The sequence below is a fragment of the Buttiauxella sp. AC038 genome (assembly GCF_979253565.1).
This window is the reverse complement of record NZ_CEEDCQ010000001.1, coordinates 639,569-658,441: the sequence shown is the minus strand read 5'-3', so window position 1 is coordinate 658,441 and position 18,873 is coordinate 639,569. Positions and strand designations below refer to the sequence as shown.

21 protein-coding genes and 3 tRNA genes are annotated in these 18,873 nt (G+C 47.1%); 11 read left to right on the top strand and 13 right to left on the bottom strand.

The window, feature by feature from the left end; translation table 11 throughout:
• Positions 1–153: 153 nt before the first annotated feature.
• The 4 genes from prfC to AC0IXI_RS03190 form a co-directional block, all read right to left on the bottom strand.
• Complete coding sequence (gene prfC / locus AC0IXI_RS03205; RefSeq protein ID WP_064514205.1) at positions 154–1,743, bottom strand: peptide chain release factor 3; 1,590 nt, start codon at positions 1,741–1,743, stop codon at positions 154–156.
• A gap of 110 nt (positions 1,744–1,853) precedes the next feature.
• Positions 1,854–2,528, bottom strand: a complete 675-nt coding sequence (gene yjjG, locus AC0IXI_RS03200; RefSeq protein WP_064513881.1) for a pyrimidine 5'-nucleotidase — start codon at positions 2,526–2,528, stop codon at positions 1,854–1,856.
• An 18-nt stretch (positions 2,529–2,546) separates the two neighbouring features.
• Positions 2,547–2,990, bottom strand: a complete 444-nt coding sequence (rimI, locus tag AC0IXI_RS03195; RefSeq protein WP_064513883.1) for a ribosomal protein S18-alanine N-acetyltransferase — start codon at positions 2,988–2,990, stop codon at positions 2,547–2,549.
• A complete protein-coding gene (locus AC0IXI_RS03190) occupies positions 2,959–3,381 on the bottom strand; it encodes a DNA polymerase III subunit psi (RefSeq protein ID WP_064513884.1) in 423 nt (140 codons plus the stop codon). The genes rimI and AC0IXI_RS03190 overlap by 32 nt, the downstream gene beginning before the upstream one ends.
• Positions 3,382–3,613: 232 nt before the next feature.
• On the opposite strand from AC0IXI_RS03190, the gene rsmC reads away from it, so the two are divergent.
• The 4 genes from rsmC to AC0IXI_RS03170 all read left to right on the top strand — a co-directional run bounded on the left by rsmC (position 3,614) and on the right by AC0IXI_RS03170 (position 5,091).
• On the top strand, positions 3,614–4,648 hold the full coding sequence (gene rsmC / locus AC0IXI_RS03185) for a 16S rRNA (guanine(1207)-N(2))-methyltransferase RsmC (RefSeq protein ID WP_064513886.1): 1,035 nt from the start codon (positions 3,614–3,616) through the stop codon (positions 4,646–4,648).
• Positions 4,649–4,767: 119 nt separating this feature from the next.
• Positions 4,768–4,854: transfer RNA gene (locus AC0IXI_RS03180), tRNA-Leu, on the top strand.
• A gap of 29 nt (positions 4,855–4,883) precedes the next feature.
• A tRNA-Leu gene (locus AC0IXI_RS03175) sits at positions 4,884–4,970 on the top strand.
• 34 nt (positions 4,971–5,004) lie between these two features.
• Positions 5,005–5,091, top strand: a tRNA-Leu gene (locus AC0IXI_RS03170).
• Positions 5,092–5,141: 50 nt separating this feature from the next.
• Here the strand turns inward: AC0IXI_RS03170 and AC0IXI_RS03165 are convergent.
• Entirely contained in the window at positions 5,142–5,381 is a 240-nt protein-coding gene (locus AC0IXI_RS03165) for a DUF1435 domain-containing protein (protein ID WP_134184877.1), read from the bottom strand.
• A 270-nt stretch (positions 5,382–5,651) separates the two neighbouring features.
• On the opposite strand from AC0IXI_RS03165, the gene AC0IXI_RS03160 reads away from it, so the two are divergent.
• Both AC0IXI_RS03160 and fhuF read left to right on the top strand, forming a co-directional pair.
• Positions 5,652–6,737: a GGDEF domain-containing protein gene (locus AC0IXI_RS03160; RefSeq protein WP_064513888.1), complete on the top strand. Its 1,086-nt coding sequence runs from the start codon at positions 5,652–5,654 to the stop codon at positions 6,735–6,737.
• A 98-nt stretch (positions 6,738–6,835) separates the two neighbouring features.
• Positions 6,836–7,624 carry a siderophore-iron reductase FhuF gene (gene fhuF / locus AC0IXI_RS03155; RefSeq protein WP_424221589.1) on the top strand — a complete coding sequence of 263 codons (789 nt, stop codon included), beginning with the start codon at positions 6,836–6,838 and terminating at the stop codon, positions 7,622–7,624.
• Between the two features lie 45 nt (positions 7,625–7,669).
• Here fhuF and AC0IXI_RS03150 read toward each other — a convergent pair whose 3' ends face one another.
• Positions 7,670–9,016 (bottom strand): PTS sugar transporter subunit IIC, encoded by a 1,347-nt coding sequence (locus AC0IXI_RS03150; protein ID WP_064513892.1) that lies wholly within the window; start codon positions 9,014–9,016, stop codon positions 7,670–7,672.
• A gap of 414 nt (positions 9,017–9,430) precedes the next feature.
• On the opposite strand from AC0IXI_RS03150, the gene AC0IXI_RS03145 reads away from it, so the two are divergent.
• Positions 9,431–9,889, top strand: a complete 459-nt coding sequence (locus AC0IXI_RS03145; protein WP_422569279.1) for a YbaK/EbsC family protein — start codon at positions 9,431–9,433, stop codon at positions 9,887–9,889.
• A 78-nt stretch (positions 9,890–9,967) separates the two neighbouring features.
• Here the strand turns inward: AC0IXI_RS03145 and AC0IXI_RS03140 are convergent, their stop codons facing one another.
• The 5 genes from AC0IXI_RS03140 to pobA all read right to left on the bottom strand — a co-directional run bounded on the left by AC0IXI_RS03140 (position 9,968) and on the right by pobA (position 13,620).
• Positions 9,968–10,642 (bottom strand): hypothetical protein, encoded by a 675-nt coding sequence (locus AC0IXI_RS03140; protein ID WP_471681920.1) that lies wholly within the window; start codon positions 10,640–10,642, stop codon positions 9,968–9,970.
• 21 nt (positions 10,643–10,663) lie between these two features.
• Positions 10,664–10,825, bottom strand: a complete 162-nt coding sequence (locus AC0IXI_RS03135; RefSeq protein WP_471683195.1) for a LuxR C-terminal-related transcriptional regulator — start codon at positions 10,823–10,825, stop codon at positions 10,664–10,666.
• A 20-nt stretch (positions 10,826–10,845) separates the two neighbouring features.
• Positions 10,846–11,313, bottom strand: a complete 468-nt coding sequence (locus AC0IXI_RS03130) for a hypothetical protein (protein ID WP_471681919.1) — start codon at positions 11,311–11,313, stop codon at positions 10,846–10,848.
• Positions 11,314–11,511: 198 nt separating this feature from the next.
• Positions 11,512–12,390 carry a helix-turn-helix domain-containing protein gene (locus AC0IXI_RS03125; RefSeq protein ID WP_471681918.1) on the bottom strand — a complete coding sequence of 293 codons (879 nt, stop codon included), beginning with the start codon at positions 12,388–12,390 and terminating at the stop codon, positions 11,512–11,514.
• Between the two features lie 45 nt (positions 12,391–12,435).
• Positions 12,436–13,620, bottom strand: coding sequence for a 4-hydroxybenzoate 3-monooxygenase (pobA, locus tag AC0IXI_RS03120; protein ID WP_134184717.1), 1,185 nt, complete (start codon positions 13,618–13,620; stop codon positions 12,436–12,438).
• 301 nt (positions 13,621–13,921) lie between these two features.
• Here pobA and AC0IXI_RS03115 point away from each other — a divergent pair, with 301 nt between their 5' ends.
• The 4 genes from AC0IXI_RS03115 to AC0IXI_RS03100 all read left to right on the top strand — a co-directional run bounded on the left by AC0IXI_RS03115 (position 13,922) and on the right by AC0IXI_RS03100 (position 16,533).
• A complete protein-coding gene (locus AC0IXI_RS03115) occupies positions 13,922–14,698 on the top strand; it encodes a threonine/serine exporter family protein (protein ID WP_034459513.1) in 777 nt (258 codons plus the stop codon).
• A complete protein-coding gene (locus tag AC0IXI_RS03110) occupies positions 14,689–15,162 on the top strand; it encodes a threonine/serine exporter (RefSeq protein WP_232864649.1) in 474 nt (157 codons plus the stop codon). Before AC0IXI_RS03115 ends, AC0IXI_RS03110 begins: the two co-directional genes overlap by 10 nt.
• Before the next feature lie 109 nt (positions 15,163–15,271).
• Positions 15,272–15,913 (top strand): TetR/AcrR family transcriptional regulator, encoded by a 642-nt coding sequence (locus AC0IXI_RS03105; protein ID WP_064513908.1) that lies wholly within the window; start codon positions 15,272–15,274, stop codon positions 15,911–15,913.
• 116 nt (positions 15,914–16,029) lie between these two features.
• Positions 16,030–16,533 (top strand): YjjA family protein, encoded by a 504-nt coding sequence (locus AC0IXI_RS03100; protein WP_232921237.1) that lies wholly within the window; start codon positions 16,030–16,032, stop codon positions 16,531–16,533.
• Between the two features lie 33 nt (positions 16,534–16,566).
• On the opposite strand, the gene AC0IXI_RS03095 is transcribed toward AC0IXI_RS03100, so the two are convergent.
• Positions 16,567–17,583, bottom strand: coding sequence for a class I SAM-dependent methyltransferase (locus AC0IXI_RS03095; protein WP_471681917.1), 1,017 nt, complete (start codon positions 17,581–17,583; stop codon positions 16,567–16,569).
• Between the two features lie 119 nt (positions 17,584–17,702).
• Positions 17,703–18,869: a M20 aminoacylase family protein gene (locus tag AC0IXI_RS03090; RefSeq protein ID WP_064513914.1), complete on the bottom strand. Its 1,167-nt coding sequence runs from the start codon at positions 18,867–18,869 to the stop codon at positions 17,703–17,705.
• Between the last annotated feature and the right edge of the window lie 4 nt (positions 18,870–18,873).

The window sequence follows — 18,873 nt, the reverse complement described above, 5'->3', positions numbered from 1 at the left end:
CACTGGTTTGTTAAATATAGACAACAATCACGGAATTGCATGGCGAAAGTGGGTGAACATGAGGGAAATGCGGGAAATTAAGAACAATCCGTAAGGGATTAATAAGACGGGAAAAGTAGCAGGACGCGACGGCTGCCGCGCCCTGAGAGACGATTAATGCTCGCGGGTTTTACGGAACGTGACTTCTGGGTAACGGTCTTGTGTCAGGTTCAGGTTGACCATTGTTGGAGCGATATAAGCCAGGTTATCACCACCATCAAGGGCCAACTGCATTTCGTTTTTCCGTTTGAATTCTTCAAACTTCTTAACGTCTGTGCTTTCTACCCAACGCGCCGTTGAGACGTTGACCGACTCGTAAATCGCTTCAACGTTGTATTCACTTTTCAGACGCGCCACAACCACGTCGAACTGCAGCACACCGACCGCGCCAACAATCAGATCATTGTTCGCGATTGGACGGAATACCTGTACCGCGCCCTCTTCAGAAAGCTGTACCAAACCTTTCAGCAACTGTTTCTGTTTCAATGGATCACGCAGACGAATACGACGGAACAGTTCCGGTGCGAAGTTCGGAATACCGGTGAACTTCATCATTTCGCCTTGAGTGAAGGTATCACCAATCTGAATGGTGCCGTGGTTGTGCAGGCCGATAATATCGCCTGGATACGCTTCTTCAACGTGCGAACGGTCGCCTGCCATAAAAGTCAGCGCATCAGAAATCACCACATCTTTACCGGTACGAACCTGGCGCAGTTTCATGCCTTTTTCATACTTACCGGAAACCACACGCATAAAGGCAACGCGGTCACGGTGTTTCGGGTCCATATTGGCCTGAATCTTAAATACGAAGCCGGTGAATTTATCTTCTGCTGCTTTTACTTCACGAGTATCAGTTTTGCGCGGCATTGGAGCAGGTGCCCAATCAACCAGGCCATCGAGCATGTGGTCAACACCAAAATTGCCCAATGCAGTACCGAAGAAGACAGGGGTCAGCTCACCTTCAAGGAACAGCTCACGATCAAATTCGTGGGAAGCGCCTTGAACCAGTTCCAGCTCATCACGCAATTGTGCAGCCAGGTCTTCACCAACAGCAGCATCCAGCTCTGGGTTATCTAGCCCTTTAACAATGCGCACTTCCTGAATGGTGTGACCTTTACCAGTCTGGTAGAGGTAAGTTTCGTCTTTATAAAGGTGATAAACACCTTTGAACAACTTGCCACAACCGATTGGCCAGGTGATTGGTGAACAGGCGATTTTCAGCTCACGTTCAACTTCATCCATCACTTCCATTGGGTCGCGGATATCGCGGTCCAGTTTGTTCATGAAGGTGAGAATTGGCGTATCACGCAGACGGGTAACTTCCATCAACTTACGGGTACGATCTTCTACACCTTTCGCGGCATCGATAACCATCAAACAGCAGTCAACTGCGGTCAGAGTACGATAAGTATCTTCGGAGAAGTCTTCGTGCCCTGGGGTATCGAGCAGGTTAACCAGGCAGTCGTGATACGGGAATTGCATGACAGAAGTGGTAATCGAGATACCACGCTGCTTTTCCATTTCCATCCAGTCAGATTTAGCATGCTGGCTGGAACCACGGCCTTTTACAGTACCGGCAGTCTGAATTGCCTGTCCGAACAGCAACACTTTTTCAGTGATAGTCGTTTTACCGGCATCGGGGTGAGAAATGATCGCAAAAGTGCGGCGTTTCCCCACTTCTTGCAAAAAAGGAGACAAAGTCATAATGAAATCTTCTGTGAATTGCGCACAGACATCACTGCGCGGCAAATGAACGTTACCTGACGGCTATTCTACCCATCAGGTCAGGTTTAACAATCGGCTGTAAGCAGTCATTAATTACACAACAATTGCTCCAGTTCACTTAATGTGGTCACTTCCCAGGTCGGCATGATGCCTTCAGGTAAGCTTCGTCCATGGGCATTGAGCCAGCAGGTGGCAATTCCTGCGTTCATGCCGCCTAAAATATCTGATTCCGCAGTGTCGCCAACCATCAATACTCGGTCGCGCGGCGGCTGGCCCATTTGCTCAAAGGTGTAATCAAAAATCTTACGATCGGGTTTCGCGACACCGACCTGTTCAGAAATCACCAGCAAATCGAAATAATCACGCAGACCGGTGCGCTCCAGGCGAATTTGCTGTAATGCGGTAAAACCGTTGGTGATAATACCGATTTTTACTTTATCTTTTAACGCATTAAGCAGCGAAACAGCCCCTGGCAACGGCACACAAATTTCGGCCATGGCGTTGAGGAATGCAGCGTTTAAGTCACCCGCAGGAACTGATAACCTTTCGGACCAGCCCTCAAAACGCTGATGCTGTAACTGAAGCGCGCTAATGGCACCGTTCTGGTAATCGACCCATAAAGGCTTGTTAATTGCCTGGTAATCCTGGAAGTCTTCAGCGGTAAAGGTCACGCTATAATCGAGAAACATCCGCTGCAAACCGCCGAACGCGTCAAAGGTAAATAACGTTTCGTCAGCATCAAATAAAATCCAGTCCCAGTTCATCAACACACCTTTTTCAAATTAGCCTAACGGTAATGCCATGATGATGGCATCTTCGCGACCCTCTTTAGCCGGGTAGTAGTTACGGCGAATCGTCGCCTCGTTAAAACCCAGGCTTTCATAAAGTGCTATCGCAGCTGTGTTCGACGCGCGCACTTCAAGCCACAGGGTAAACACATCTCGCTTTTCCAGTTCGCTGATCAAATGCTCCAGCAACTGGCGACCTAATCCCTGACGTTGAAAATCGGGATCGACCGCAATATTAAACAGCGTCGCCTCATCCAACACGACTTGCGTCACCGCAAACGCCGCCATTTTGCCGTCTACGTCGAGACGCAAATTGAGATAGCGCTCACCTTCATTACTGGCGAAGGTTTTTTCACTCCATGGGAAAGCATGGCTGCGCTGTTCGATGGCGTAAGCCGCGCTCAAGTCACTTGTGGTGAGGGAAGAAATCGTTTTCATGTTCACAAATTTGCTGCCACAACGCCTGTCGAGCGGCGCCATTTTGATAAAGCTCGTTTAATTCGGGGGTCGCTAATTGCGCGCCTGGTATGGGAAGAGGTTCACTCACGCCCAATCGCCAGCTATTACAGCGGCTATCACCTGGCAGCATCGCGGCCCGTTCTGGTGTCAGTTGCATGACCTGCTGTGCATCCAAATTCAGGCTACGCAAAACATCGTTAACTAACGGATCGTTTAAAGCAGGAAGCGCTTCGGCGACCATCAGTAGCCTGACGTTTTCATGCAGTGAGACTGCAATTTCGCCCTGCAACGCAGCCGGGCGCCGCAACTCCCACTGGGTAATGCCCAGTTGTTGTAACAACCAGTCTCGTCGCAAAGGTATATGAGGCATAGCGAAACCAGGTAGAGAGTGCCAATTGGGGCGCAAATATAGCAAATTCATCGAATATGCGCCATTAAAGCTCTATTACACGAATTAATCGGAGTGGCAGCAAGGCAACAAACGAAGTCATCCCGATGAGCTTACTTGAGTAAGTGATTCAGGTGAATGAGTGCAGTGAACGCCGCTGCAACTTCGAGTAAGAAGTGTATAATCCCGGTTCTGATTTCCCAGGAGTAATTTGATGACTGCGTTAACCCCGGCAAGTGAAGTGCTACTGCGCCATAGCGATGATTTTACCGAAAGCCGCGTGCTGTTTGCCGGTGACTTACAAGACGATCTGCCAGCCCGTTTCGAAACGGCAGCAAGTCGCGTTCATACCCAACAATTTCACCACTGGCAGGTATTGAGCGCTCAGATGGGCGAAGATGCACAATACGGCCTGGTGGCTGACGCCAGCAGCATTGGCGACTGCAATACCCTGGTTTACTACTGGCCGAAAAATAAGCCAGAAGCTCAGTTCCAGCTGATGAATATTTTGTCGTTGATGCCCATTGGCAGCGATATTTTTGTTGTCGGTGAAAACCGTAGCGGAGTGCGTAGTGCTGAGCAGATGCTCGCTGAATTTTGCCCACTCAACAAAATCGATAGCGCGCGCCGTTGTGGCTTCTATCACGGTCGTCTGGAAACACAGCCGCAGTTTGATGAAAATTCCTGGTGGGATGAGTACCAACACGAAAGCCTGACCGTCAAAACCCTGCCTGGCGTATTTAGCCGTGATGGCCTGGATACCGGCAGTAAATTGCTGCTTTCCACGCTGACTGCGCACACCAAAGGCAAAGTGCTGGACGTGGGTTGTGGCGCTGGCGTGTTAGCTGTTTCACTTGCTAAGCATTCTCCAAAAGTTCGTCTGACATTAAGTGATGTTTCCGCACCGGCAGTTGCTGCCAGCCGCGCAACGCTTGCTGCCAACGGAATTGAAGGCGAAGTTATCGCCAGCAACGTCTATTCAGAAGTGAATGGTCGTTTTGACATGATTATCTCTAACCCACCGTTCCACGATGGCCTGCAAACCAGCCTTGATGCTGCGCACCAGTTGATTCGTGGCGCAATTCGTCACCTGAGTGTTGGCGGTGAATTACGTATTGTCGCGAACGCCTTCCTCGCCTATCCGGACGTGCTGGATGAAACGTTTGGTAATCATGAAGTGATCGCGCAGACGGGCCGTTTCAAAGTTTACCGCTCAGTGGTTGTGCGTGGGGCAAAGAAGAAGCGCTAACACACACAGTGCCGCTTTTTACAGCGATTAGAAAAGCGGCACCAAATTAACTGTTGACGACGCGCAGAAAACATCTAGAATGCGCCTCCGTGGTTACAATACTTCGGTGTTGTGGGTATGCGAAGGTGGCGGAATTGGTAGACGCGCTAGCTTCAGGTGTTAGTGTTCTTACGGACGTGAGGGTTCAAGTCCCTCTCTTCGCACCATTAACCACGCAAGATATCGTTCGCACTGCGCGAAGGTGGCGGAATTGGTAGACGCGCTAGCTTCAGGTGTTAGTGTTCTTACGGACGTGAGGGTTCAAGTCCCTCTCTTCGCACCAATGCGAAGGCGATATCTTAGATAAGACTTGATTTGCGAAGGTGGCGGAATTGGTAGACGCGCTAGCTTCAGGTGTTAGTGCTCTAACGGGCGTGAGGGTTCAAGTCCCTCTCTTCGCACCAATTCTTATCAACTTCTCAGCAGTACTCTCTTATCCCTCGATTTTATCTCACTATTTCATCGTTCCCATATTCATCATCACCAAAGCAAGCCCACTGGCAAATGCAACGCATGACGGTAGCAGCACAAAATGACGTAACCGTTTATGGTACAGCATGGCTGTGGTCACCAATAATCCCAATACAATCAAGACGCGCCACTGACTAAAAGAAAGATCTAGATACAGTAACGCGGCGACGATGCCTGCCGGTACCAACACACCCCATGCACTTTCTAACTGACGTTGTAACATCATCGCTATCTCATCAATTGGTAATGATAACCAATATCATATGATATTATTTCTCGTTTGTCAGCGATAGCGTATCGTCAGTTTTACATGAGAAATGTTAAGCTTTCCGCATCATCAGATGACATATATTCAGTAAGGTGATAGATTGGCCCATAATGTTAAATCTCTGATTAACACCTATTGCCTACATGAAGTAATCACTTTCCGGATATATTTTCCTACTTCATTCACAGCATGATGTCGACATGAGTCGAAAGAACTATTTTTGATATGACAGCAACAAATTGGTCAACTTTACTCAAAGGGAAACATCAACTCTCTTTGCGTTTATTTTTATTATTAAATGCGTTTTCTGCGGGATTTAGCATGATATCCCCGGCAACTAATACGCAACATATTACAGTACCCATTGTTCTGGTGCTGGTGGTAAGCCTGTCCTGTCTGCTTTGGCAACTGGTAAATAAAAAGAAACTAATTAACATTAACTTCATTTCGTTAATAATTGGCTTACTCTGGGCGGGGCATATCTATATAAAAGTCTCTGTAATGCCAAATAAAGACGTTTCTTTTTTGATTATTGCCTTATTGGCAATATTATTTATTGGCGCAATATCTTTTATTAATAATATACAAGCATTTATTGCCGCATGTCTGCCGGCCACCTTAATCATATTCTGGCTTGATCAGGGTGCCAACTGGCCGCGCCTGTTGTATTCAATTGTTCTGCCAGGCGTGGGGATAACCATTCAACATATCATTCATCAGCGTCATGATAACTTTACGCGTCGTTTGATGAATAAGCTGCTTGAAGAAAAAGAAACCCTTAACGATCTGAGTATGTTAGATCCACTTACCGGTTTGAATAATCGCCGTGGGTTCCAGAACCGTTTTGATACTCTGCTCTCAGTCGGCAGCGGCCAGCATTACATACTGCTGCTGGATATCGACCATTTTAAATCCTACAACGATAACTATGGCCATAACATGGGCGATAAGGCTCTGACGCATGTCTCTGCGGCCATTCGTGACGCTGTTCGTTCACGTGATGTCGTCACGCGTTATGGGGGTGAAGAGTTTATGGTTTTACTGGTTGATGTCGATCCTGAACAAGCCTTGCAAACAGCAGAGCGCATTCGCCAACGCGTTTATGATTTAAATATTCAGCACATGTTTAATAAAAGCGTGGCGACCCATCTTACTATAAGCATCGGCCTTGCAGCACTTGAGCAGCATGACATTGAAGAAGCATTGCGCAAAGCTGACGGCGCACTTTATCGTGCTAAGCGACAGGGCCGTAATAGCATCTTTGTCAGCGAAACTCTCCTTCATTCGCAAACAGAGCCCGCTCATTTTTAACGGCTAAATGCCTTGAACACAAAACAACCTTGCTAAAGGCGCCATCTATAGATAGGATTGGCAATCATTATCATTTGTATTAGTGGTCTTGTTTGTAGATGGCGTTTCAATCTTCTCAGCTTAACGACGATTTTGCGTGGCTACCGCCATTTACGCATTCGCAGCCGACGCTCGCGGATGAGTTACGCGCGCATTTTGCTATGCATCGACCATACTTCAACGACATCATCAAACTCAATGAACCTGCGCCTCACACCAGCCTGGCTCTGCACCAGTGGGCACAACCTGCGGCCTTAACTTCACTTCTCGCCTGCTACAGTGACCACATTTACCGGAACCAGCCACAGCTAGTGCGTGAAGGGAAGCCGCTAAAATCGCTATGGGCACAATGGTATCTTGGCTTGTTGGTTCCACCGCTAGTCATGGCATTGATTACCCAACCTCGAGCACTGGATATCGACCCGCAACATATCCATGTTGAGTTTCATGAAACAGGCAGAGCTGCTACTTTCTGGCTAGACGTTCAGGAAGATAAGATGGCGACGACAATGTCGTTAACCCAACGCCTTGAAAAACTACTTATTAAAGGGTTAATGCCCGTCGTTGATGCACTGGAAAACAGTAGCGAAATCAATGGAAAACTCATCTGGAGTAATACGGGATATCTGCTGAACTGGTTTTTTGGCGAGCTCAGAGAGTTGCTGGATGAATCGACAATTGCCGAGTTACGTCATGCCTGTTTCTTTGAGAAACAACTGCAGGATGGTCAGGATAATCCCCTCTACCGTACCGTCATTCTCCGTGAAGGTTTGCTGGTACGTCGCACCTGCTGCCAACGCTATAAACTGCCAGATGTACAACGTTGCGGTGACTGTACGTTAAAGTAAAACGGTGGGTTTCCCCACCGTTTCATTTCACTTATCGCTCTTCTATTAAGCAGCCTGTTGGCTCTCTTCTCCAGATGATCTCTGTGCTTCTTCCGCTTCTTGTTCCAGCAACTGCTTCTCGTATACTTTGAAGAACGGGAAGTAGATGATGGCGGAAACCACAGCCAGCAGAATAACCAGAATCGCCGCGCGGAAATCCCAGCCCAGAGCCCAAGCTGCACCGATTGGTGCAGGAGCAGTCCACGGCACAACTGAAATCACGCGGCCAATCAAATCCATCTTCATTGCGCCCCACGCCAGCACGGCGTTAACCATTGGAGCCAGCAGGAACGGAATAAAGAACACTGGGTTCATAACAATTGGCGTACCGAAAATGACCGGTTCGTTAATGTTAAAGAAACTTGGCACCACGCTTAGTCGCCCAATTGAGCGCAGGTGAGCTGATTTGCTACGCAGATAGCAAATCACCAGCCCCATGGTTGCACCCGAACCACCAATCACGATAAAGAACGTCCAGAACGCTTCCATAAAGATGTGCGGCAGTGGTGCACCTTGTGCCAACGCGCTCTGGTTCATACCGAGGTTGGTCAGCCAGAACATTTGCAGCATGCCAGAAATAATGGCCGCGCCGTGAATTCCTGCAAACCAAAGCAGATGTCCAATCAGCACCGCCAGCAAAATAGCAGGCAGTGAGTCCGCCGCAGAAACCAGCGGTTTAAACAGTGACATAATGGCTTGTGGAATCAACATGCCAAACTCAGACTGAATGAACAGGCTCAGCGGGTAAAGCGTTAGCACCACAACCAGAACGGGGATCAGAAGATCAAAGGAGTTTTTGATCATCGGTGGAACCTGGTCCGGGAGTTTGATTCCGATATTATGCGCTTTCAGGAAACGCATCATTTCGACACAGTAAATCGCCACCAGAATTGCAGTGAAAATCCCTGTCCCTCCCATGCTATCTACCGGCATCGTGCCTTTAGTTTTTGGTGCTGCCACCAGCAAGAAAGCCATGAGTGAAAGCATTGCACACATGAATGGGTCCAGACCGTGCGACTTCACATAGTGCTTACCGAGGTTATAGGCAATAGCCGCACAAATGTAGATAGACATAATGCCCATCGTCATATCAAACGGCGTCAGAATTTGCCCTTCAAACTGTTTCGCCATATCCAGCCACGCACGTGCAAACCCCCAGGTGGTGGTTGGCGAGAACGGTGGATAGGCAAAGACCAATAAGAACGAACCGACAATCATAAATGGCATCGCGGAAATAAACCCATCACGAATCGCCATAACATGGCGCTGTGAAGAGATTCGTCCCGCAACGGGACTAACGTAGTTTTCTACAAAACGGAAAATCAAATTAAAAGCTGCGTGATTCGTAGACATATCGGAACTCCAGTCAGGCTATCAACGCGAATGTAGCCGCGGGAAAAGTATCGCCGCGCAACAGTCCGTAATTCATAGAATTCGTCCCCGAAACCGGGACCTTTTTAGATACAGCTTTCAATTCGACATCAGTGGCACAGCATAAAAAAATCGGTTTCATAGGCTGCTCTTATTATTGGGTACAGGTGTGTGACCGTTTCAGTATTCATCGCTAATTGACGTACTGCAACCGGTTACTGAAACCGGTTGCAGTGAATGTGAAGAAGATCCAGAAATCACTGAAACTTTAACTTCTTTAGGTATTTCGCATCACAATGTCGCCCTTTCATTCGACACAATCAGGGTCGGGTTCACTGGTTTACATATAGCACATACTTATGCCAAATTATTTGCTGAACAAAATGGGAGAAAAGCATGAGCCTGCAGTCCGTCCGGCAATTCTTTGCCGAAAACGCCCCCGATATCAACATCATTGAATTGAATCAAAGCACAGCAACTGTTGCTTTAGCTGCAGTAGCCCATAACGTTGAGCCTGGGCAGATTGCTAAGACATTGTCGTTGAAAGTGAAGGATAGAGTGGTGCTGGTTGTCGCGAAAGGTGACACACGCCTGGATAATAAAAAACTTAAAACTGTTTTTGGGGCCAAAGCCCGCATGCTTAGCAGTGATGAGGTTGTTACCTGGACAGGCCACCCCGTGGGCGGAGTGTGTCCTTTTGGACTAGAAAATCCGTTAACAGTTTACTGCGATATTTCACTTAAACAGTACGAGGAGGTTTTACCTGCTGCCGGAGCCATTCATAGTGCAGTGCGTATTTCCCCTGCTCGCTTAGCAGAACTCACCGCTGCAAATTGGGTTGATGTGTGCCAATAATCAGGAGACTGAGGACGGATTTAAGCTCCTCAGTCGTACCTTATTATTTTCATACTCACTGATTATAAGGTGGAATATTTAACTCCCGCTTTCCATGATCACTGAATATCCAGGCATACATTTCGGCATCTGTTTTAATTTCCAATCGGCGCATAGCGCTTTTTTTTGCGCACTAACGGTTTTATAGTTTTTTTCAAGGAGAGTCGCAATTTGAACCAACTTCCAACCTTTACTAATTAGCCGTAAAACTCGGCATTCTGAAAAAGTTAAACTCATTTTTACCATATCATTAACAGATGCCTGCTCTGCTTGCTCCAGCAAAAGATACTTGCTGATTCTTTCAATATCATCCGTGTTATTAAATATATGCTCAATAATACTACTCGTCGGTTCATGTAAAGACAGCAACGAAGTATTGGCTGTTAGCAATCGCTCAACCGCAATATTCCGTAGATGCAGAGGTAAAATAAATATCCATCTTACATGCTGAGATTTACTTTTTAGATAGTTCAGATAGTCACATTGTTCCAGAATCTCCTGTTGAGAACTATCCAGTTCAAGCATAACAACATCAACTTTATCCAGGATGTCTGAAGTCAGATCAAAATAATCAGCCAACAAAATCTGTGAAGATTCTGCCGCTGTTTCTCTCATAACAATCTGTAAACCTTCTCTCATCAAAGGGCGTTTACTAATAACTACCGCACGGCAAAATGGGTTACGCAGCAAGATGCGTACTTTGTTTTCTGGCATATTAATCTCCTTATAAAATAATTAGTTCCCTGTAAGTTCACAGCCAAAAACATGGAGATCTTTATCACAATGCAATCCCAATTTTTCCATTGCATGTCTTTTATGCGCGCTTACTGTTCTGATATCACGCCCTAAATGGTGAGCTACTTGAGTGACGTTATGGCCTAAAAATAGCTGCTCAATTACCTGAGTTTCGCATACCGTCAGCTCACCAGAAATCTGCTCTTGTAGTATTTTTTTATCATTGGGCTATATAGAGCGATGCTACTAGAGAGCGATTCTACTAACAGTTCCATGAATATGGAGGGCAGCTCATACTGAGATATTATTACTCGTATACCAAGAGATGAAAGATACTTTAGAATGCTAACCTTATGATTGTGAGTGTAAATAACAATAGTTATATTTGGCTTTTCCTTTCGGCACCACTTAATAAACCTTATCTCATCAGCTAGTTGCTTTGAGGTGTTACTGATATTTAAAATAACCATGGAGTAAGGTTTTTTTAAAATTTCATCATAAGCGTCATCAATATGTTTGATGATATTAATCACATCTTTAATTCCTGGCTCTGTTTTGAGTTGATGCATGATACCTACTACCGTTAACGCACAGGGCACAACAATCATTATTTGGCTTAAATCATTACTTGTGGTGATGGTATTTTTCATATCATTCCCTTGATCAATATATCAACAATGAAAAAAACAAGAATAATAGATATACATGAAAAATAAAAATCAAAAAAACAATACCAATGGAAATTAGCATTTTAAATTCATTATATTTAATAGAAAACAAGCTAATAGAGTGATGGAAAAGAAAAAAATAATTTAATATAAAAAATTACTTTAAAAAAGGAAATTAGCTTAAAGATCCCGAATTGGATGATTACGAAAATCCTTTGGCGTAGTTGCCATATGGCGGCGGAAAAAACGTGAAAAGTAAGTTGAGTCACTAAAACCAAGATAATCAGAAATTTGACTAACTGTCATGCTGGTGTAGAGCAAACTGCGTCGAGCTTCAAGCAACAGCCTTTGATGCAATACGTTTAGTGCGCTGTAGCCATAAAACTCATGGCACAGATTATTTAAATGCACACTGGATAGCCCTACGGTACTTGCATAATGCGTTACCGAAAGTTGCTCACGATAATGTCGTTCAACGAGTTGGTTAAACTGATGAATCACTGAGCGTTTTCGCTCAACACGCGAACTGCCACTCGGGGCCGGAGTACATTGCCGATTAAGCCAAACCAGCAAGGCGCTGATCAGTGAATGCAACATCATATCGCGCGCTTCACCCTGCCCCTCATACTCACTTTGCACAGTGCTAAACAGAGTATTAATTTGCCTGCGAGAGCCTTTCACCGGTAGGCAGGTTGCTTGTGAGAGCACCTGCAAAGGGCGACCAAACTGTTGTTCAAACTGCGTTATTAATGGCGCTGAAAAAGACAGTGAATAGCCCTGTGCTCCGGGCGAAAATTTAAAACCATGCACGCATAAGGCTGGAACAACTTGAATGCAGGCATGCGTCACGTGGTGAGTACAGCCCTCAATGTCTATCTCCACCTGACCTTTATGCAAATAAAGCAGTTGAACTAAATCCGCATGTTGATGCGTACGAATATGCCATTCATAAAGGCTACTACGGCTGTGGATAGACTCGCAATGCAGCAAATCAGATGCAGGCCAGTTCCGGCTTTCACCATAAAGTTTGAATACCGGAATACTGGTGTTCTGGGCCATGACATCCTCTTTCGTGATGATCAAATTCAATGCCGAAAGTATAGGTTATTCAATGGATTCAAATGGCAACCCGACATAATTTTCGGCAATGGTCGTCAAACCCGCACGCGATGACAGATAGTAGTCACGATCGGCCTGTTGCATCTTACGGTCAAACTCATCCATGCCTTCGAAATCATGAAGCAGATTCGTCATAAACCAGCTAAAACGCTCCCCTTTCCACACCCGGCGCAACGCCATTGGTGAATAAGTCTCCAGCAAATCAGTTCGCCCTTCGTGATACACCTTGCTCAAAATCCGATACAGATAGTTTACGTCAGATGCGGCAAGATTTAATCCTTTCGCCCCCGTCGGCGGTACGATATGAGCGGCGTCGCCCACCAGGAAAAGATGGCCATATTGCATCGGCTCAACCACAAAACTACGTAATGGGGCGATACTTTTCTCAAGTGAGTGACCAGTCACTAACTTCTCAGCCAGCTCTTTAGGCAACCGCTGCTTTAGTTCGCCCCAGAAGCGTTCATCTGACCAGGATTCAACATTGTCACTAAGCGAGACCTGTAAATAGTAGCGGCTTCTAGTTAGTGAGCGCTGACTACACAAAACGAATCCCCGCTCATGATGGGCATAAATAAGCTCATGATTCACTGGAGGCGTATCTGATAACAACCCTAGCCAGCCGAATGGATAAACACGCTCATACTCACGAGTGACTTCTTCAGGAATAGCTTTACGGGAAACACCGTGAAAGCCATCGCAACCCGCTATGTAGTCACAATCGATACGGCAGGTTTCGCCCTGCTTCTCAAAAGTGACATATGGACAATCACTTTTGACATCAAATAATTGCACGTTGCTAACGCCGTATATGGAAACAGCATCAGTTGCTCGGCGCGCTCCCATCAAATCATGAGTTACTTCCGTCTGGCCATACACCATCACCGTCTTTCCGCCCGTCAGTTCTTTTAGCGCAACAGGGATACGCTTACCATCGACCAGAAACTCAACACCTTCATGGACTAACCCTTCCGCATCCATTCTTTTACTGACCCCAGCCTCACGTAATAAATCTACGGTGCCATTTTCCAGGATGCCTGCACGGATACGGCCTAAAACATGTTCGGGTGGTTGTCGTTCAAGCACCACATTGCTGATGCCTGCGTTATGCAGTAACTGCCCCAACAGTAGACCCGATGGACCAGCACCAATAATCACTACCTGAGTTTTCATAGGATACGTTCTCTGATATGCGTTATTAAAATGTTATTTTTATGTTTAACAATTGCTCGTTAATGCATTTTTAACGTCATCAGAGGGAAAAAGAAGGCCAATATCGGTCTAAAACGTGCACTTTTCGAAAGTCATGCAAAGAGTGTGGACGAGTTCATAGTTCGCCGAAAAAGTGTGCGAAATAGGTTATTTGGTTAAATGTTGATCTGGAGCGCCTGAGTCCAGGTAGCGGCATATGCTAATAATGAGGGATGTTAAAATTTGAGCGGCTATCGTCGCTTCTACCTTTCATAGGACAGGTATGTCGGAAGATGTAAACACGCAACGGGACGTGACTCGCCTTTGCATCCAGTGTGGGCTTTTTTTGCTGCAACATGGTGCCGAAAGCGCACTGGTGGAAGAACTTTCCTGTCGCCTTGGCATTGCCTTAGGCATGGATAGCGTTGAAAGCTCAATTTCAGCAAATGCTATTGTGCTAAGCACCATAAAAGACAATCAGTGCCTTACCACCACCCGTAAAAACACTGACCGCGGCATCAACATGCATGTAGTGACAGAAGTGCAACACATAGTGATTATGGCCGAGCATAAGCTTCTGGATCATAAGGATGTTTTGAAACGTTTTGCGCATATAAAACCGCTGCGCTATCCACGTTGGCTAGTGGTGCTAATGGTTGGCCTATCTTGTGGCTGCTTCTGTAAGCTAAATAAAGGCGGTTGGGATGGTGCCTTCGTCGCCTTTCTTGCCAGTTCTGTAGCGATGTATGTTCGCCTGGTGTTTACCGCACGCCACCTACACCCTCAAATTAATTTCTGCATTACGGCATTTGTTGCTACCACAATTTCTGGGTTACTCATTGCCAAAGGCCCATTTGCCACGACATCAAATATTGCCATGGCGGCAAGTGTGCTGTTACTGGTGCCGGGTTTTCCGCTGATTAATGCCGTAGCCGATATGTTTAAAGGTCACGTCAATACCGGGCTTGCAAGATGGGCAATGGCGAGCCTACTTACACTTGCTACCTGTATTGGTGTAGTGATGGCCATGTCACTATGGGGGTTGCGCGGATGGGAATAATCGATTTTTTACTGGCGTTGCTACAAGACATGGTGCTTGCGGCAATTCCCGCGCTAGGCTTTGCGCTGGTGTTTAACGTCCCGCAGCGTGCTTTGCCTTACTGCGCTCTGCTCGGCGCGATTGGCCACGGTTCCCGAATGGCAATGATGGCAGCAGGTATGAACATCGAATGGAGTACGTTTATCGCCTCCCTTCTGATAGGCACGATTGGAATACAGTGGTCACGTTGGTACCTGGCCCATCCTAAAGTGTTCACCGTAGCCGCGGTAATTCCCATGTTCCCAGGCATTTCTGCCTACACCGCGATGATTTCAGCGGTGAAACTTAGCCACTTTGGTTACACCGAAGACCTCATGATTCAGCTGCTCACCAACTTCCTGAAAGCTTCGTTTATCCTCGGCGCATTGTCGATTGGCTTATCTATTCCTGGCCTGTGGCTTTACCGTAAACGCCCGCGAGTGTGATGTGTTTCAGGGCTTCGCTAACTCATCAGTGCTTTGCCCACGCAAACTTGTTTTAATGTCATCAGGCCAGGTCTGTTACCCACGGTCTGATGACATTAAGGAGCCTTGCGTGGAAACCCACGAAATTTATCTTCCTGAGCGTTTTGATGACGCCAGTCTGAAAGAAAAGATTTTCTTCAGCGCCATTAGTTTGTTCGCTGAATTTGGCCTTAACGGCGCACGCATGGAACAGATTGCCGAGAAAGCTAACACCACAAAGCGGATGGTGGTATATCACTTCAAAAGCAAAGAGCTGCTGTATGTTCAGGTGCTTGAGTATGTATATACCCAAATTCGTAGCTGTGAGCGCAAGCTCAATCTCTCCGACCAACCGCCGGTAGAAGCAATGGTGGAGTTGGTGGAATGGACATTTGATTTCCATGCCGAACACCCGGATTTTATTCGCATCATCTGTATGGAAAACATGCAGCGCGGGCGCTTCGTAAAAGAGTCAGCTTACCTGCGCGAAATTAACCGCAGCGCGTTGGAAGTATTGCAAGATGTACTCACACGCGGGCAGGAAAAACAGCTGTTCAATAAGCAGGTTTGCGCCAAAGACGTTCACCGCCTGATCAGTAGCTTTAGTTTTTACCATGTTGCTAACAGCTATACCTTTTCAAACTTCTTCGAAGATGGTGCGGAACCGGTTGATAGCACGGCCCATTACCGCGAAATGGCGGTAAAAGTGGTACTGCGCTATATCGGGCCGTAAATAACTCGGTAATCCAGCTGCTTTAAGAACTCTCTGAGCCTCAACAGGCCCAGAGAAAGCGGTATACTCGGCGGAAATTCTCCTGCGATGCAGGTTATCGAAAAAGAGTATAAAAGATGAAAGCAAGCAATCGTGTTATATGCGCTCTGGCGCTGGCAACGTCCGTATTTACCGGCCAGGCGATGGCATCAAGCTGGCAAGATCAACTCTCCAGCGCGGCAACAGAGTTAAGCAAAACCACCACCTCCAGCGGTAGCACCGCAACAACCGGCAATTCAATGGCGTCACTGACCAGCCTGCTTGGCGGCGGCACTAAAGCCCTGAGTTCAGACAGCATGACGAATGCGGCAGGTATTTTGCAGTACTGCATGAAGAACAAACTGGTATCAGCAACCAACCCTGAAAACATCAAAAATCAGTTGATGGATAAATTAGGTTTAGATAGCGGCACAAAGCAAACTCCGCCTGAAGATTACACTCAGGGTTTGATGGGCTTACTGAATACCGGCAAAGGCCAGCAATTGGATCTGAAAACCATCGGTAATTCACCGCTGGCAGAAAAAGTGAAAACTCAGGCTTGTGATTTTGTCCTGAAGCAAGGCGTAAATTATCTGTCTTAATCTGTTTGCCTGCCCCTGATCCCGGGGGCAGATTCAGGATTTCACATTGATTTCCAACACGGCGTAGACACCATCACTGGGTAACGTAACGGTGACATTTTTCAAATCGACACCCGCTGCAATAATAATATCTCTTAGCTCAGGTAATGTGCGCGGATAGAGCGTTGGCCAGCCGATACAGCGCAATAAAAAGGCAAGCTGCGGGCTAGAAGTCAGCATATTGGAAATAACCAACACACCGCCTGGCTTAACTAAGCGCAACGCATGGCGAATAAAACTCACCGCTTCAGATGTCGAAAAATATTCGAAAATCCCCAGACCATCAACGAGTTCAGCTGACTGTTCGCCCAGTTCCTGAACCAGCTTGTCACTGAAAATCATCCGGTCGAATAAATTCCTCATTAACAGCTGAAAATGATGCCCTTCCACGAGGCCATATTGTGTCGCAAGCCCACGGGCAAATTTCAGCGACTGCCTGTCGTGATCAACCAGCAATATAGTGAATTTCTGCGCGCGTAATTTCGCACCACGCAATGCTCTAAGCACGGGTACCGCAGCGCCACAGGCAAGACTTATCCAGTTGCCTGTAACATGATTATTGATATACACATCAGCAATCGCCGACATCACTTTCGCTCGTGACCGAACACCTTGTGCATCATTGGCATGTATAAACCATGCCCGGCTGTTGCTATCTATTTCCCTTCCGCTTATCAGGCGCTCGGCAAGCGGATGCTGCACAGACCATAATGAAAGAGCTGTAGGGACCAACTGGCAACGCCACTCTTCAAGTGCGGGACGGTTTATAAAGGCTTGTTCTGACAGCTTGTTTCGATAGCGTATCCGTCGCATTCCCTGACCATCCACAAAAATTTCCGGGGCTTCGAGTGTCGGATCACCTTCTAACTGCTGGTTGATATCATCAATCTGCTCTAAAACCTGATCTTTCATCGGCCAGCTATCGCTTATATCACTGTAAGAGATATGTTTAATGGCCAGATCCGCAGGTACAGAGCCTGGGATCACTGAGAGAAAAGGCTGCCAGGACATGTTAAACCTCTACACACGTTTTCTTTCAGTCTAGAAAATGTAGGGTTATTCACAGTCAGCAGAAAGTTGTAATTTACGGGCACCCTCACCCTGCTTTACTCAGGATGAGGGCTGGGAATTTAACGTAAAAATGACTCGGTCAGTTTGACCCAATATGTCGCGCCACCCGAAATACAGGCATCGTTAAATTGATACAAAGGATGGTGAACCGAATAGTCATTTTTGCCCGTCGCCGTGCCAAGCCACAGATAACAACCAGGAACTTCCTCCAACATAAACGAGAAGTCTTCGCTGCCCATCGCACTTTTTACCTGCGAAGGATCGGCAACTTTATCGGATCCAAAAACGTCACGTGCTATTTGCAGTGCAAACTCGGTCTGTTGAGGATCATTCACCGTCACCGGGTAGCCAAAATCCACCGCGATCGAGGCTTTAACACCAAAACTTTCAGCCTGGGCATTCACCAGCGTCTGGATCCGCTGTTTTACCGCATCGCGTACTTCTGATTTAAAGGTACGCATATTCAGTTTAAGCACCGCACTGTGCGGGATAATGTTATGCGTGGTGCCACTTTGCAGGCTCCCTACGGTCACCACCGCAGAATCCTGCGGATCAACATTGCGCGAGACAATCGTTTGTAGCGCCATCACGATCGAGGCCCCGGCAACGGTAGGATCAATACAATGCTCCGGCATCGATCCGTGCCCGCCTTTGCCTTCAAGCGTAATCGTCATGCTGTCTGACGAGGCCATTAGTGCGCCAGGTTTGGTGGCGATTTCCCCGGCAGGAAGCAGCGGGAAATTGTGCAAGCCAAACACCGCATCGCATGGGAACAGCTTGAATAAACCGTCATCAATCATGCGCTTTGCACCACCGATAGACTCTTCTGACGGCTGGAAAATCAGGTGCAACGTGCCGTTGAACGGGCGGTGCTCTGCCATATAACGTGCTGCTGATAACAAAATCGCGCAGTGTCCGTCATGCCCACAGGCATGCATTTTCCCCTCATTCACGCTCGCCCACGGCAGCCCGGTTTGTTCCTGCATCGGCAGTGCGTCCATATCGGCACGGATGCCCAAACGCTTACCGCCTTTCCCGACTTTTAACGTCCCAACCACGCCTGTTCCGCCCAGGCCACGATGCACCTCGTAACCCCAACCCGTCAGCAATTGGGCGATGCGATCGCTGGTGCGGAACTCCTCAAAACCTAATTCCGGGTGTTGATGGAAATCACGGCGGATAGCAATCATCTCTTCTTCGTGGTCGAGAATTTCTTTAATCAGCATAGGG

Bases quoted from the DNA above. Each gene is read 5' to 3' on its own strand.
- AC0IXI_RS03130 (WP_471681919.1), bottom strand. From the start codon at position 11,313: ATGAAAAATACCATCACCACAAGTAATGATTTAAGCCAAATAATGATT.
- AC0IXI_RS03125 (WP_471681918.1), bottom strand. From the start codon at position 12,390: ATGGCCCAGAACACCAGTATTCCGGTATTCAAACTTTATGGTGAAAGC.
- AC0IXI_RS03190 (WP_064513884.1), bottom strand. From the start codon at position 3,381: ATGCCTCATATACCTTTGCGACGAGACTGGTTGTTACAACAACTGGGC.
- AC0IXI_RS03150 (WP_064513892.1), bottom strand. From the start codon at position 9,016: ATGTCTACGAATCACGCAGCTTTTAATTTGATTTTCCGTTTTGTAGAA.
- rsmC (WP_064513886.1), top strand. From the start codon at position 3,614: ATGACTGCGTTAACCCCGGCAAGTGAAGTGCTACTGCGCCATAGCGAT.
- AC0IXI_RS03145 (WP_422569279.1), top strand. From the start codon at position 9,431: ATGAGCCTGCAGTCCGTCCGGCAATTCTTTGCCGAAAACGCCCCCGAT.
- AC0IXI_RS03115 (WP_034459513.1), top strand. From the start codon at position 13,922: ATGTCGGAAGATGTAAACACGCAACGGGACGTGACTCGCCTTTGCATC.
- AC0IXI_RS03140 (WP_471681920.1), bottom strand. From the start codon at position 10,642: ATGCCAGAAAACAAAGTACGCATCTTGCTGCGTAACCCATTTTGCCGT.
- fhuF (WP_424221589.1), top strand. From the start codon at position 6,836: ATGGCGTTTCAATCTTCTCAGCTTAACGACGATTTTGCGTGGCTACCG.
- AC0IXI_RS03165 (WP_134184877.1), bottom strand. From the start codon at position 5,381: ATGTTACAACGTCAGTTAGAAAGTGCATGGGGTGTGTTGGTACCGGCA.
- pobA (WP_134184717.1), bottom strand. From the start codon at position 13,620: ATGAAAACTCAGGTAGTGATTATTGGTGCTGGTCCATCGGGTCTACTG.
- AC0IXI_RS03160 (WP_064513888.1), top strand. From the start codon at position 5,652: ATGACAGCAACAAATTGGTCAACTTTACTCAAAGGGAAACATCAACTC.
- AC0IXI_RS03095 (WP_471681917.1), bottom strand. From the start codon at position 17,583: ATGTCCTGGCAGCCTTTTCTCTCAGTGATCCCAGGCTCTGTACCTGCG.
- yjjG (WP_064513881.1), bottom strand. From the start codon at position 2,528: ATGAACTGGGACTGGATTTTATTTGATGCTGACGAAACGTTATTTACC.
- AC0IXI_RS03100 (WP_232921237.1), top strand. From the start codon at position 16,030: ATGAAAGCAAGCAATCGTGTTATATGCGCTCTGGCGCTGGCAACGTCC.
- AC0IXI_RS03090 (WP_064513914.1), bottom strand. From the start codon at position 18,869: ATGCTGATTAAAGAAATTCTCGACCACGAAGAAGAGATGATTGCTATC.
- rimI (WP_064513883.1), bottom strand. From the start codon at position 2,990: ATGAAAACGATTTCTTCCCTCACCACAAGTGACTTGAGCGCGGCTTAC.
- prfC (WP_064514205.1), bottom strand. From the start codon at position 1,743: ATGACTTTGTCTCCTTTTTTGCAAGAAGTGGGGAAACGCCGCACTTTT.
- AC0IXI_RS03110 (WP_232864649.1), top strand. From the start codon at position 14,689: ATGGGAATAATCGATTTTTTACTGGCGTTGCTACAAGACATGGTGCTT.